Raw genomic sequence first — 13,889 nt, forward strand, 5'->3', positions numbered from 1 at the left:
CAACAGCAGGGGGGGGGTAGTGGAAAAAACAAACAAGTTAAAGTCAAGGGTTATAATTATTTTTTTTTACCTGCTGTTGATATTTAGCTGGAATATTTCGATAATATGGGCGGCAACCGATAGCTGCACAGTCGAAGCTGAAGGCTCTGCGCCTATTGAGCTTTCATATCAACAGGCACAGCGTGATGCTTTGCACGATGCACAACGGAATGCTGTTGAAAAAGCTTTGGGAACCATTATCAGCAGTGAAACCATTGTTGAAAATTATATTCTTATTAAGGATAAAATATTAACCCGTGTAGATGGGTATGTTAAAAAATATAAAATTTTATCCACATCATCGGAGAATAAGGTTTACACCAATAAAATCAGCGCTGAAGTTGAAAAGATGGCGCTGGCCGATGATGTTGCCGCACTGGCGCAAATTCTTCCCCGCATGAACTATCCCGCCCTTGCTGTTTTTCTTCAGGAACAGTCGCTCACCGCCCAGCTTGGCAAAACCGATCTTAACCTGCAAACAACAGCTAGTCAAACTATAGAAAAACGTCTTAAGCAAAAAGGTTTTACGCTGGTACATATTGATGCGCTTCAGGCCAAAAAGCTGAGGCATGGCCGGCAAGAATCCGGTGGTTATAGAGCTCAGCTGCTCGTTGACGGCACTGCTTCTGTTCAGGACAATGGCGCATCTCCTTACAGTGATCGTTTTCACTCTTACGCTGCCACCATCAGCGCTGATATCTATGAAACGGCCACGGGGCAAATATTGGCTTCGGCCAGTACCCAATCTGTTGTTCCCCATCACAGTTTTGCCATTGGGAGTCAGGCAGCGCTTCAAAAGGCTGCCAATGAGATGGCGGACAAACTGTGCAGCCAGATAGTTAAAACCTGGCTTGATTCCTGTTATAATGAGCATCAGGTGATTTTGATCGTTGACAATGCAACCTTTTCGGATCTCCCCGAACTTACGGGAAAACTTTCTGATTTATCCGGAGTTTCCAGCGTTCAGCAAAAAACTTTTTTAAGGGGCAGGGCGGAACTGGTTATTAAATGGCAAAATTGCAATACCATGAGACTGGCGAAAATCATTGACAATCTGGATTTTGGCAGCAAACACTTTGAAATTATAGAGGTTGGAGGCTATGTTTTAAGAGCGGAATTAAAGGAATGATGGCGTCGTAAAGTGAATTTAGACATTCTGATCTCACTGCAAAATACCCAACAAGCATAATTGATAAAAATACGAGGTCTGTATTAAAAAAAATAAGCCTTAGGTTAATTTCTTTTTTGCCAACCGTGCCGCTGTGCTGCCGGGTGCGGTTGAAACCGCCTTTTGCCAGTAGTTATTGGCCTTATTGATATTTGTGAGTAATTCGGCGTAAATATTTCCCATCTTATAATATATCATCGCTTTCAAATTATTTTTATAACCGGTAGCGGCCGCAGTTTTATAAGCATTCAGAGCTCTTTTCCCAAGTTTGGCAGCGCTTCTTCCCTGTTTCCCCCAAAAATAGTATGCGTCACCTAACAATTCGTGGGCGGCTGAATAGTTTTTATCAAAACGGATAGCTTTTGTTAAGTATTTAACTGCATGTTTATAGAGTCCCTCTGTCATGTAGTATTTTCCATAATAGTAATAAACCACAGGAGATCTGCGATTCTGTTTTAATAGATTTTTTAGTAATCTCGCTGCTTTTTTGGTCTGTTGCTTCCATTGGTAATTGCCGGCCGCCTTTTGCCTGGCCGCTTCTTGCAGGAGCATATCAATTCTTTTTAGCGTTGGCTGGGTGTTAAACTGAACACCACCATAAGCCGGACTTTGCGGCATTTTCCGTCCGGATGGCGGCGGCAATGGCTCTGACGCGCGTATTTTTTTTGGTCTGCGATAACCAGTCTCAACCAGCCTGATATCAATCTCCATGTTCTGGTCAGGCTGCAGATATATCCACTCCTTTTTTGTTTTATGCCCTGGTGCCGACACCTCGATATGATATTTTCCGGCTTTAAGCTCCATACCGCGTCTGTAAGGTGGATTGATATTAAGAATGCGGACCCGGGCATCTTGAGGATCTGTATTTACAAACAGCCTGGGTTTATTTCCGGTTTGAGATTCGACGACACTTATAACCATATGGCCGTATTTTAGGCTGCCGGGCCGCTGTTCCTTTATTATCTTAGCCTCTGATATTTTGCCCCTTACGCTGACAATTTCGACCCTTCCGGTTTCAATCCTTTGAACATCTAATATCTCTCCGGTTTTGGGATGCTTTATCACATTCCCTTCTTTGTATACTATAAACTGCATTCCTTTTTTAACACCAGCCGATCCTCCCAGGTCGATAACAACATTTTTTCCGTCCCTTTGCACTATATAGCCTTTTAGTGGAAAATCGTTAATTATCTTTTCCGCCATTTCATACACCATATCTTCAAGTCTGGTCACACTTGTGCTTTTTACACCTTCGGCGGCTACTACCGAGGCATTCTCTACATCAATAATTCTGGCATTGACCTCCAGTACTTTCTGATATCTCATAATCGAACCGGATATAACGACTTCAACCCCCAGCAATTTGCCTATTTGCGAAGCGCTGCTTTCATTTACAACGCCGGTCATCACCAGCTTTTGCTCCTCGAGTATTTTTTTTAACAAGCTGCGTTCAATTACTTCAAAACGCCCGTTTTTAACAAAAGCGGTGATAAGCCACTCTGCTACGATTTTACCCATATCAGCAGTTTCATGCCCCTCACCCTGTATCTGAAAATCAAGGACTGCAATCCTGGTTTTTTTAAAACCGGCTGACACAGACAATGGAGATATAATCAGAAATGTTAAAGCGATAAATGAGGCGATTATTTTTTGCATGTTTAGTCCACCCCCACCCTGTTTTCCAGTAGAATGCTTACCCTTGAACCTTCTATATCTGTAACTGACAGTTTTCGGTTCCCAAACTGTTTACCATCAACCGCTTCGCTAAAAGAATCCGCATCACCCTTATATATTACAGATAGCGCAAGCCGGCCTTTTCCAAAACTGCGCTTGTTTACTGAAACAACACCAGGAGTTTCAGCAAGCATGCTTTTAATTTTTTTCTGCTCTTTAAAACTATCAACATTTTTGATGGCTATATCAAGCACAATGCCATTGTTGGCTATATCCTGGAAAGAAGAAAGAATTTTTTCAAAAAGTTTTTGATCCATCAGTTTTATGGCTGCTTTTTCCACAGCTTTCATTTTGGCAAGTTCTTCATCGGTATGAACTGCGGCAGCGCTGGCAGATTTTGAGGCAACCACTCGTGCATTAGAGCAGTTAACTACTTTAGCTGTAATGCCGGCCTGGCCGGATTTCATGCCGGCGCTGCTTAAAAAATCACTACTGGCGAGGCTTTTTTTTACTTTACCGACAATTATATATTCAGCGCTGTTCTCAGCTCCAATCCGGGCTGCTGCTACAGGATCACCGTCTGTCGCCCGATGTATAAAATTATCATCTTTTTGAGTCAGGGCTGCTACAACTGCGGCGTCAACCAGATCAAATCCTTTCTCGCTTAAATAATCTACAATTGCGCTTTGAGCATAATCACCATCCTCTTCACGCATAACGACCATCATGCGGGGTCTGTCCATTGATTCAAGCAGGATTTTCAAAGCGATAAGGTCATCTTTGATCTTTGCAAGAGCAACCGTAGCCTCAATCTTTATATAATACACACCATCGGGCTGCTTTTCCTCTTTCAGGACATTGTACTTTTTAACCGCGCCGATCGTTTTGGTCAGAACAACATCTTTTTGAACTTCAAAATTTTTAACTTCGGTTTCTGAAATAATCACCAGGCCGACACCCTGTTCAACTGCATCCCGCTTGGCTTTTAACAGGGCGTCACTTCTTGTTGTTCCGAAGCCCTCAGCCTTAACCAAAGTATCTCCATTGCGGCCTGTGGCGCATGCAAGCTCATGACTTGCAATATGAGCGCTTGTCAATAAAAAAAATAACAAAAAATATAATATTTTTGGCTTCATGTTTTATTGTTCGTTATATTAATAAAATAAAATCAACGGTTATTAGAGAGTTCGTACTTTTAGCAATAGTCCTTATACGTTATGACCGACATCTAAAAAGTGTCCAGGTATGGCCGTGGAAAACCCGTCAAAAATAAATCGCGAACCGTTTTGTACTATGAATACAGGTTTGATCGGGCAACAGGATGAATGGCCCGCGGCTGATCTTTTAAAACTATACAAGAGCCAAATCGGCATTGAAAAGAACTTCAGCTTTCTGAAAGATCCGGCAGTTGTAAACAGCATTTTTCTCAAAAAGGCTGAAAGGATCGAAGCTCCTGGTTTTATCCTTCTGATCTCCCTGCCGACAAAGAAAACGACCTCTTTTATGATGACAAGGCATATGAAAATTTTTACTTAGTGCCCATCGATTTTACTTTTTGTGAGTTTATCAAGAAATAATATATGCTAATTTTTCACAAATTCAATATATACTTTTTTAATATCAAGGACATTATCTATCATGGCGCTTGCTTCAAAGGCGCCTGAACCTCCGGGATTAATAATTTTATGATTATTGACATCTGCTTCAGTTGTACAAACCACGTCATAGTTGCTGTCCAGAAAATATATGATAACGGTTCCTCTTGCAGGATTAAGGCAGGCATTTTTTACTACGCCGCTTACTGTAATTTGTTTTTCAGGGTAGGCTTCTGCTGTAATATTTTCAACAGGATATTCTGATCCGGAGAATGTCGCCGCGCCATAGTTGTGTACACTTTCGCCAAGCACTGATAATGCAGCCACGGTGGTTACAATTTTTAACACCAAACATAAAAGGATTGTTTTTTTGATCATTTTTCGCCACACATCCTAAAGTTATGCTGCAGCAAGCAGCTGTTAGGATAAATTTTTAGATCTATCCGCGCTGATATTATACCTCTGTAGAATCCTGTTGCTTAATTGTTTAACCTTGTTTACTTCAAGGACAATCATATAGCCACGAATGTCTTGAACGATATGATATTTCTTGTTATTTTCTTCAAAAGCTTTTATCAGATCCTTTATTGTGGATATCTTGACCCCGTTTACATAATCAATAATATAATTCTGACAATCATGATATCCGACATTAATTTCATCGGCCAGGACTTTAACCAGGATAATAACTTCTCGTCTTGCTTGCGAAGGTTCGCCGTTAAGATAGAAGTTAAGAAGATCTGTCGGAGCATTCATCATCCAGCTATTATTGTTCATCCCGAATTCAGTAAGATAGTTCAGTGTTAAAGGTTCAAACACCAGTCCGCCCGTTATGTAATATACAGGGGGAGTGTCATATTGCTGGTGCGGAACCAGACGATCACAATCGAGGGATTTGGTTAATTTAATTTTAATGTTTTTATACCTGTTATCTCTTTTTATTGTTAATTGCAGAAAATCATTTATCTGTTTTTGCTGGAATAAATATCCAAAAAAAGTTCTTTCTCCTTTCCTGAACTCTATAGTACCATCATTTGCAATATTAGTGCCATTTATCTTGACAATGATATCACACGGCAGCAGTATTTTTTTTGCCGGGGAATCAGGATAAATTCTGTTTACAAGAACTCCGGTTTCATTTTTCGAAAAAGCAAACTTTTCTCTTATATCCGGATTTTCCATTTTTTGCATGGATATTCCAAGGCCTGGGGTACCATCGTAAACGCCATCTTCAATATCGGTGAGAAAATGCTTAATTATCGGAACAGGAACCATATATCCTATATTCTCAATATTTTCACCGTACATGCCTTGAAATGCAACGCCGATGATCTGATTGTCTTTGATTACAGGCCCTCCGCTGCTGCCGGAATTTATCGGCGCATCAATCTGGCATGCCAGCAGGTAGGCGCTGCTGTGTGTGTATTTGCTATGTTCAATCCTTGAAACAACACCTTCGGTAATACATAATTTGTCGCCTCCTTCAGGGAAACCATAAACAGCGGCTTTATCTCTGAACTTTGCCAGTTTTCCAATTTCAACAGGCTTTACGTCTGCAAAAAAGGAGTTATCCGCAACCGCTAAAATGGCCAGATCGCATTCATGGGCTATTGTTTCAATTCTGGCTGTATATTTTTTTGCTTTTCCGGCCCGCCTTACCTGGATAAAAGTCTGATCGCTCACGACATGGGCATTAGTTAAAATTCTATTGCCTTTGATAATACAGCCGGATCCGTGAAAAGATTTTTGCCCCCATTTTTGCCAGGGTTCGTGATAATTATAACAGTTAAATACAGTGTAAATTTTTACCACTGCATCTTTTACTTCGGTTTTTGCAAAACAATCTCCAGCCTGAACAAGGCAGAGAATTAACACAAATGAAATTTTAAATAAAACCTTGATCTCCTCATATCACGTCAAAGACATTGCTCCTAATCCCTGATCAACTCAGCAACACCGGTAATGTTTTGTGTAATTTCAACGGGATTTCCTGAATAGAACAGGGTTCCCGCCCCGCTGATCTCCACATCTAATTTCTGTGAAGCATATACATGAGCATCACTGGCGCCATTTATTTCAATTCTTACGTTCTCTGCTTTAAAATTTTTGGCATTAAGTTCCGAAGAACCTGATAAAACAGCTGTAAAATCACATGTTATACCTTGCAGATAAATGTCGCCGGACCCGCTTATGTCTAATGAAAAATTATTATTATCAAGATTGCTTATATCAATATCTGCTGCTCCTGATGAACTAACGGTTTCAATGTTTTCAATCGCAACCTTTACAACTAATTGGATTTCAGAGCATATTGCCGCATCGGAATAAATATGCAGTTTATTTCCCTTTACCCGGGTGATGATATGCTTCAGGAGATTGTCGTCGCCTGTAATTTTAAGGCTTTTTTTCTTTTGGCATACAACCACCAGATCAAAAGCGCCATCTATCTCAATAGAATCAAAGCTTAAAATATTACGATTTTCAGTTTTAAGCTTACCGCTTCCTTTAATACAATCATTATAGCTGTCTGCCGGTGATTGAACCACGCCTGCGAGAAAAAAAACAGCAAGAAAAAAAAAGTAGTTCGATGTTTTTTTAAAAAATTTCATCGCTTAATACGAATTAAAATGTTTGTTCAAATTATTTTTAACAACAACGCTATTATTGCTTATACCATATACTCTGGTATAAACATTTTTAGCCTCACCTGAAACCGTGTCAACAACGAAGGCTCCCATACCGCCGGCCTTTTCACCGAAAGTTCCGCCCCATGCGGATATTTGATACCTTCCGTTATTTAATGCCGGCTGATTATCTGCTCCTGTAAGAAAAAGAATTCCTAACACAACAAGCATTCCAAGAAGAAAAAACTTAAGCCTTTCTTTAAATATTTTATTTTTCATGAATCAATCCTCCTTGCGGCGCTGAAAAACTATCCCCTTTACATCCCGCGGCAGGCAATTCAGGATGAAGAAAAGGGGGCTATAATTTTATCAAAACGACTTATTTCTTTTGGGCGGTTTTATAATCGTCTTCCCGCGCTCCTGAGCCTTCTACTTCAATAATTTCATCTTCGCCAACAATCCCCTCACCCATCATGGCTGCGACTTCTTTGGTATTCAATCGCATTTTTACAAAAGCATCACCGGATTCATCCCAGCCATAATCAACAACTTCAGCCAGGTATGTGGTGGCCATTACTTTTGTTTTTACGAGATCGGAGGTCAGCATGTAATTTTTTACGGTTGATTGACTTTCAAGCGTAAAACCGACTATCCGTTTTATTATCTGGGTATAGGCATCCAACTCAGCCGCCCGCAACGCTTTTAACGGGCCGCTCTGGGAGGGAGTTGAGGTTGCAAAGCCGACCCTTCTGAATATTTTATTGTTTAAATCTATTGTTTTGCCGTCAATATTCGTTATAGAGTCTAACTGGATGGAAGCAGTAGCTTTGGCAATATCTTTCTCAGGATCATATACTACATCTTCAATCTTGATCCCCTTTATTTTTGCAGATGTTTTAGATTCTGTACTACCAACAAAGCTGGCTGCTATCATATCCTTTACTTCTTCAGTGGCCCGTAATTTCAAGCCATAAACCGATTCTACAATAGCTCTTTCCGCAATTATTTTAGCAGCTCTTGTCGTCATTATCTTTTTGTTGCCTGCAAAGGCAGTCGGTATGGCTAGTAATAAACATGTTGCTGTTATAAAAATATAGTTAAGGGTTTTTGATATTCTTGGTTGCATCTCCCTCTCCTTCTCCCTCTCTTTTATGAGGAGTATCTATTATTTGCTTACTATCAAAAACAATTCGTCCATTAATATCAGAATTGCTTTTTTTGATATTCGTTTCAAACTTTTCTTCTTTTATATTAACAGCTTTTTTATTATAACCGCCAGTATTGGAGTCGGTTTTATGCTTCTTTATCGGAGATATTTTTTTTCCATAAATATCAAAACGGTATCCCTGGCCATAGGGCCTGGCCTTTGCCTTTATGTCGATTACGGCATTGCCTGGAATGTTTGCAATTTGCTCTATTGCATCTTTATTAAGGTCATTCAGCTCCTGTGTTCTGTTTTCAATCATTCCTTTGTTCCCGGCCAGCGCCGGAGGGTGGATGAAGACTATCAGTCCCGCCCATAATATATAAAACGAACTGTATTTCATTATGGCCTGCCTAAAAGTTCAAGAGAGAAACCGATTTTTTCTGCTTTTACCATTCATCATCACTAAGCATTCGACCGATTCCAGCGTTACCTCGAACAGTATTTTTTTGCTCGGTTTTTCTTTTTGTAACAGTTACCGCTCTTTCAGGCGGCGCAGCTGCTGTCCGCTGTTCCGCTTTTACTGGAGTCGCAGCAGCTTTTTTCTGACTTTTAACATACTTTTGGGCAGGTTCTGCCGTATGCGCGGTAAGAGACGGTTCTATATGCAGCCGTGCAAATTTCTCCCGACGACCCAGTGTCTTTGCATTACAGGGGATATCAATATATAAACGAAGAAAGGTATCAAGGTCTATAGATGTTTTTGATGGATCAAATTTATTATATTTTTGCAATGCCTTTTTGGTTTGTGCGTCAAGCTTGCCGGTCGGGTTCACATCATACCCATGCAGAAACAGCCACTCCTGTGAGCTTAAAATTTTCTCTTGTTCCGTCATTCTGTAAAAACGTTTAGTCAGTCTTCCAATAACCACTTTATCTGCCATGGCGCCATCAAGCAGTTTCCAATACGGCAATCCAAGATATTTGCCTATCAGTTGAATCATACTGGCCTGGACAAGCAGCCTGACAACATTATGTCGTCCCTGAACTTTTTTGATAGACCCTTTCCTTCCAAATGTAGGTCCGAAAATTGAAACAGCAAACTCTTCATTCGCCAGCGCTTTATGAACTACCATGCTGTTGGTAGTGGTCATTTTTTTTATACCGGCAAGTGTCTGAAAATTTTTTAAATTAAAATCAAGTGTTATCCTGGCCTTGCCCTGTTTGCCCGCCTTGTTATATTCAGCAGATACTGTCTGCGAAGGCAGCCATGACCATAATCCGGTAAACGTCGCTTCCGCTCCAACATCAGTGCCGTGCCCCCTGGTTTCAAGCCCGCGATCAAACTCTGTAATCCCTCCGGTTATTACCACATCAGGTATCATTTTATCAGTAAAGCTGGAATAGCCTGTAACCATTTGATTCTGAATATAGGCCGGATCATATTCTATAAACTGGACATTCCCGCCCACAGAATTAAGTGTGCTTTTCATTATCTCGGTTATATCTCTCTGTATTTCTCCACCGGTACTGACGGATGTGCCGGTCTCGTCACCGATCCCCTGGCTTTGAATTTTTAAAGGTCCCGTTGCATAAATCTCGGACATTAATCCCAGAGCATCAAGAGCATCAGAATATGAGGTCACCTTTATCTCAGGCTTTGATTGTTCCAGTTGAACATCAACATTTTTAGGGTCAATGGCGCAAGAAAATAAAAACTGAACCAAAGCCAGGGATACAAAAAACTTAAAGTAGCAACGTGTTGATTTTACAGGAAACAAGTGTTTCATCATGCCTCGCATTTAAAAAATACAATTTATTAAAATAGAGCAGGTTCCAAAAAGTTTAACTTCGTTCGAAGATCAAGGTTGATAAACTCGTAAAGAGTCCGTCGCAGAAAATTTAGACACAATATGTTGTGGAAACTAGCAAAGCTGTCCCTATATACTGATGTAAAATTTTTAATTTTTGACTTTTTACGACGCCATCAAGATTTGTGCCTGACCAGATAGCAGCAGACAGACGCAGGCTTCGTAAAGAAGTGTTTTGAAATCGGTTCAAGTAATTATTTGTCAACAACCTGTGTTTTAGCGCCCCTGCTTTCATCTATTATATAAACATCGCCCTTGATGATACCTCCGGCGCCCAGAACAACGCTGTTCATATTGGCGCCTTTGGACGTGTCCATCGAACCACCGGAATCACTGCCTGATGCCCTGCTTTTTACGTCCGCCCTGCTTTTTGCATTTAATTTTATAAATTTGATGTTTTTTTCCGGATCACCAAGGTCATCATATTTGGTGACGCCGTCATCTGTGTATTTTGATATACCATCATCCAGGTCACCACTAAGACCAGGATTTACCAAAACAAAAAAACAAAAGATCATCATAGTGAAAAAAAAAAAATATTTTTTTCCCATAATTTTTCCTCCACATTTCCAGGAATATAGATTGTCTGACAATTAATTGTACATAATTATTGGTCGTGAGTAATGTGAAGCATAAAACGTCACATTACTCACTTTAGGGCGAGAACCCTCAGGATTCATATTACTTAACTACAACCGAACCCATATTAGCTTCGGCATTTCTTCCAACGGCGACATTAGCAGATTTATTAACAAGAGCTCTATTGCTTACAGAGCCTCTGATGTTGGAATTTTTAAGCTGCACCGAGCCCATGTTGGCTGTAGCGCCCCTTCCAACGGCGACATTAGCAGATTTATTAACAAGAGCTCTATTACTTACAGAGCCCCTGACGTTGGAGTTTTTAAGCTGCACCGAGCCCATGTTGGCTGTAGCGCCCCTTCCAACGGCGACATTAGCAGATTTATTAACAAGAGCTCTATTGCTTACAGAGCCTCTGATGTTGGAATTTTTAAGCTGCACCGAGCCCATGTTGGCTGTAGCGCCCCTTCCAACGGCGACATTAGCAGATTTATTAACAAGAGCTCTATTACTTACAGAGCCCCTGACGTTGGAGTTTTTAAGCTGCACCGAGCCCATGTTGGCCGTAGCACCCCTGCCTACTGCGACATTAGCTGATTTATTAACAAGAGCTCTATTGCTTACAGAGCCCCTGACGTTGGAATTTTTAAGCTGCACCGAGCCCATGTTGGCCGTAGCACCCCTGCCTACTGCGACATTAGCTGATTTATTAACAAGAGACCTGTTGCTCACTGTGCCCCTGACGTTGGAATTCTTGATTTTAACGGAACCGGTGTTTGCCTCAGCCCCTGCTCCGACCGCAACATTGGCGGATTTGTTGACTATAGTCTTATTGGATACCCTGCCTTTAACCTCGGATCCGGCAAAAGAGATAGTTGCTCCCAAAAAAAGAATACCTGTTGCTATTGCGATAGTTTTTTTCATTTTTACCTCCTTAAAAAAAATTAAAAAAGACATCATTATAATGGACAATAGATTATCATACCCCTATATTTCTGCATATAGAGTTAATTAATAAAAAGCAATACTCTTTATTTATTTTTTTGGACTCAGAACAAGACGTAATTTGCAATGATATCATGTACTTTATTTTATATTAACCCAAGCAACTATTATGCCATAAGCGTTTCGCAAAATTTTGGTTTAAAGCCTGATCGGCATAAAAAATGTACCGCATTGTTCTCCGAAAAAAAGTCTGGTCAGGATGCCGGGTTCTTTCCCATTAGCTATAACCATTGGTATCCCGGAACTTGTGGTTTTTTCAGCAGCGTTTATTTTACTCAGCATGCCTCCTGTGCCGAGCGCTCCGGGAATCTCCCCTGCCATTTTTTTGATCTTTTTGTCAATTTTTGTAATTACAGGGATAAGTTCAGCATCGGAATTTATACGGGGATCTTTGGTAAAAAGACCGTCAATATCAGTCAAATTGATAAAAATATCGACATTCATCAACATAGCAATTATGGCTGCAAGGTTATCATTGTCGCCGAATTTGATTTCATCCACAGCGACCGTATCGTTTTCATTGATAATCGGAACAACCTTCCATGACAAAAGCATGTTAAAAGTGTTTTGTGCATTAAGGTATCTTTCAGGATTTGAAAGATCTTCGCCGGTAAGCAGTACCTGGGCCACCTTTTTATTAAACATGGAAAAGGCTTTTTCATATTCTATGATAAGACCGGCCTGGCCGACTGCAGCCGCAGCCTGCCTTTGGGGAATATCATCGGGCCTTTCAGGAAGACCTATCCGTTTTATTCCGGAAGCCATGGCTCCCGAAGTTACCAGGAATACCTCCATCTCATTTTCAATAAGCATGCAGATCTGTTTTGTAATTGATTTTATGACATCTAAATTCAAGCCGTGGTCCATGGTTAAAACACCGCTTCCAACCTTTACAACAACGCGCTTTGCATTATTAAAAAAAAAGATATTATTGTGACTCATCTTCTATTCCCAGTAAATTGATTATTTGCGATTTTAAAGAGTCAATTCCTTTTCCTGTTAAGGCGGAGATAGCGATTATTGTTTTATCCGGTAAAGCAGATTTGAACTTCAACTCGGTATCGGCGGAAGATTGCATGTCGATCTTGTTTAAAACTACTATTTGAGGTTTACCTGCAAGGCTTTGGTTATATAAAAATAATTCAGTATTTATGGTATTATAGGCTTTCAGTGGGGCAGCAGGATCAAGCTCTGAAATGTCTATGAGATGGATAAGAATGCGTGTTCTTTCAATATGCTTTAAAAATCTTATTCCCAGGCCTTGTCCTTTGTGAGCGCCCTCAATAAGTCCGGGTATATCAGCGGCAATAAAAGGTTCGCCCCAGTCTGTATGAATTACTCCCAAGCTGGGAGTCAGTGTGGTAAAAGGATAGCCGGCAATTTTGGGGCGCGCCGAAGAAATTGCGGAAATAAGTGTGGATTTACCGGCATTGGGAAGGCCGATTATACCTACATCGGCAAGTAATTTAAGTTCGAGTTTGATACTGTATGTTTTGCTATGTTCTCCCGGTTGTGCAAATCTTGGAGCCCTGTTTGTTGATGTTTTAAACCTGGCATTACCCTGTCCACCGCGCCCTCCGGCTGCCAGTATAAATTTTTCCCCGGCAGTTGCAAGATCTTTGATCAGGTTACCGGTTTCAGCATCTATGAGCAGAGTGCCGACCGGTATATCTATTACAAGATCTGCTCCCTTTTTGCCGGTCCTGTTTTTGCCCTGACCATGTCCGCCGTTTTTTGCTTTTAAATTTTTTTGACGCTTGAACTGATAAAGAGTTCGTTTACCGGAGACGGCACGGAAAATTACATCTCCACCCTTTCCTCCGTCGCCACCATCCGGTCCTCCGCGGGGAATGAATTTTTCGCGTTTGAAACTTATACAGCCTCTTCCTCCATCACCGGATTTTACGGTAATAATAGCTTCGTCAATAAATTTCACTCTGCATAAACACTTACTTTTTTGCGTGAACGTCCCATACGTTCAAATGTTACTACTCCTTCAGTCAGCGCAAAGATGGTGTAATCCTTTCCCATTCCAACATTATTCCCCGGATGTATTCTTGTTCCAACCTGACGCACAATAATATTCCCGGCGCTGACCCTGTTGCCGCCATAGCGTTTTATACCACGTCTTTGCCCATTACTGTCCCGGCCGTTTCTTGAGCTTCCACCTGCTTTTTTATGTGCCATTTT

General features: G+C 40.9%; 16 protein-coding genes. 2 read left to right on the top strand and 14 right to left on the bottom strand.

Features of this window, described 5'->3' with window-relative positions; all coding sequences use genetic code 11:
* Positions 1 to 19 precede the first annotated feature (19 nt).
* Positions 20 to 1,168 (top strand): hypothetical protein, encoded by a 1,149-nt coding sequence (locus BuS5_RS09635; protein WP_027353858.1) that lies wholly within the window; start codon positions 20 to 22, stop codon positions 1,166 to 1,168.
* 99 nt (positions 1,169 to 1,267) lie between these two features.
* Here the strand turns inward: BuS5_RS09635 and BuS5_RS09640 are convergent, their stop codons facing one another.
* Both BuS5_RS09640 and BuS5_RS09645 read right to left on the bottom strand, forming a co-directional pair.
* On the bottom strand, positions 1,268 to 2,863 hold the full coding sequence (locus BuS5_RS09640) for a FlgO family outer membrane protein (RefSeq protein WP_027353859.1): 1,596 nt from the start codon (positions 2,861 to 2,863) through the stop codon (positions 1,268 to 1,270).
* Positions 2,864 to 2,865: 2 nt separating this feature from the next.
* Positions 2,866 to 4,017: a hypothetical protein gene (locus BuS5_RS09645; RefSeq protein WP_027353860.1), complete on the bottom strand. Its 1,152-nt coding sequence runs from the start codon at positions 4,015 to 4,017 to the stop codon at positions 2,866 to 2,868.
* Positions 4,018 to 4,132: 115 nt separating this feature from the next.
* Here BuS5_RS09645 and BuS5_RS09650 point away from each other — a divergent pair, with 115 nt between their 5' ends.
* Positions 4,133 to 4,417, top strand: a complete 285-nt coding sequence (locus BuS5_RS09650) for a hypothetical protein (RefSeq protein ID WP_157487385.1) — start codon at positions 4,133 to 4,135, stop codon at positions 4,415 to 4,417.
* 47 nt (positions 4,418 to 4,464) lie between these two features.
* Here BuS5_RS09650 and BuS5_RS09655 read toward each other — a convergent pair whose 3' ends face one another.
* The 12 genes from BuS5_RS09655 to rpmA form a co-directional block, all read right to left on the bottom strand.
* Positions 4,465 to 4,854: a hypothetical protein gene (locus tag BuS5_RS09655; protein ID WP_027353862.1), complete on the bottom strand. Its 390-nt coding sequence runs from the start codon at positions 4,852 to 4,854 to the stop codon at positions 4,465 to 4,467.
* Between the two features lie 42 nt (positions 4,855 to 4,896).
* Positions 4,897 to 6,351 carry a S1C family serine protease gene (locus BuS5_RS09660; RefSeq protein ID WP_051374760.1) on the bottom strand — a complete coding sequence of 485 codons (1,455 nt, stop codon included), beginning with the start codon at positions 6,349 to 6,351 and terminating at the stop codon, positions 4,897 to 4,899.
* A gap of 56 nt (positions 6,352 to 6,407) precedes the next feature.
* Entirely contained in the window at positions 6,408 to 7,085 is a 678-nt protein-coding gene (locus BuS5_RS09665) for a head GIN domain-containing protein (RefSeq protein ID WP_027353864.1), read from the bottom strand.
* Between the two features lie 3 nt (positions 7,086 to 7,088).
* A complete protein-coding gene (locus BuS5_RS09670) occupies positions 7,089 to 7,379 on the bottom strand; it encodes a hypothetical protein (protein ID WP_027353865.1) in 291 nt (96 codons plus the stop codon).
* Between the two features lie 100 nt (positions 7,380 to 7,479).
* A complete protein-coding gene (locus BuS5_RS09675; protein WP_027353866.1) occupies positions 7,480 to 8,226 on the bottom strand; it encodes a hypothetical protein in 747 nt (248 codons plus the stop codon).
* A complete protein-coding gene (locus BuS5_RS09680) occupies positions 8,198 to 8,647 on the bottom strand; it encodes a hypothetical protein (protein ID WP_027353867.1) in 450 nt (149 codons plus the stop codon). The genes BuS5_RS09675 and BuS5_RS09680 overlap by 29 nt, the downstream gene beginning before the upstream one ends.
* A gap of 46 nt (positions 8,648 to 8,693) precedes the next feature.
* Positions 8,694 to 10,037 carry a hypothetical protein gene (locus BuS5_RS09685; protein ID WP_157487386.1) on the bottom strand — a complete coding sequence of 448 codons (1,344 nt, stop codon included), beginning with the start codon at positions 10,035 to 10,037 and terminating at the stop codon, positions 8,694 to 8,696.
* 272 nt (positions 10,038 to 10,309) lie between these two features.
* Entirely contained in the window at positions 10,310 to 10,666 is a 357-nt protein-coding gene (locus tag BuS5_RS09690; RefSeq protein WP_027353868.1) for a hypothetical protein, read from the bottom strand.
* A 130-nt stretch (positions 10,667 to 10,796) separates the two neighbouring features.
* On the bottom strand, positions 10,797 to 11,618 hold the full coding sequence (locus BuS5_RS09695; RefSeq protein WP_274428161.1) for a hypothetical protein: 822 nt from the start codon (positions 11,616 to 11,618) through the stop codon (positions 10,797 to 10,799).
* 219 nt (positions 11,619 to 11,837) lie between these two features.
* Positions 11,838 to 12,641: a glutamate 5-kinase gene (proB, locus tag BuS5_RS09700; RefSeq protein WP_051374724.1), complete on the bottom strand. Its 804-nt coding sequence runs from the start codon at positions 12,639 to 12,641 to the stop codon at positions 11,838 to 11,840.
* Positions 12,628 to 13,635 (bottom strand): GTPase ObgE, encoded by a 1,008-nt coding sequence (gene obgE, locus BuS5_RS09705; protein WP_027353711.1) that lies wholly within the window; start codon positions 13,633 to 13,635, stop codon positions 12,628 to 12,630. Before obgE ends, proB begins: the two co-directional genes overlap by 14 nt.
* A complete protein-coding gene (gene rpmA / locus BuS5_RS09710; protein WP_027353712.1) occupies positions 13,632 to 13,886 on the bottom strand; it encodes a 50S ribosomal protein L27 in 255 nt (84 codons plus the stop codon). Before rpmA ends, obgE begins: the two co-directional genes overlap by 4 nt.
* Positions 13,887 to 13,889: the final 3 nt, after the last annotated feature.

The organism is Desulfosarcina sp. BuS5 (genome assembly GCF_028752835.1).
Classification (GTDB): Bacteria; Desulfobacterota; Desulfobacteria; order Desulfobacterales; family BuS5; genus BuS5.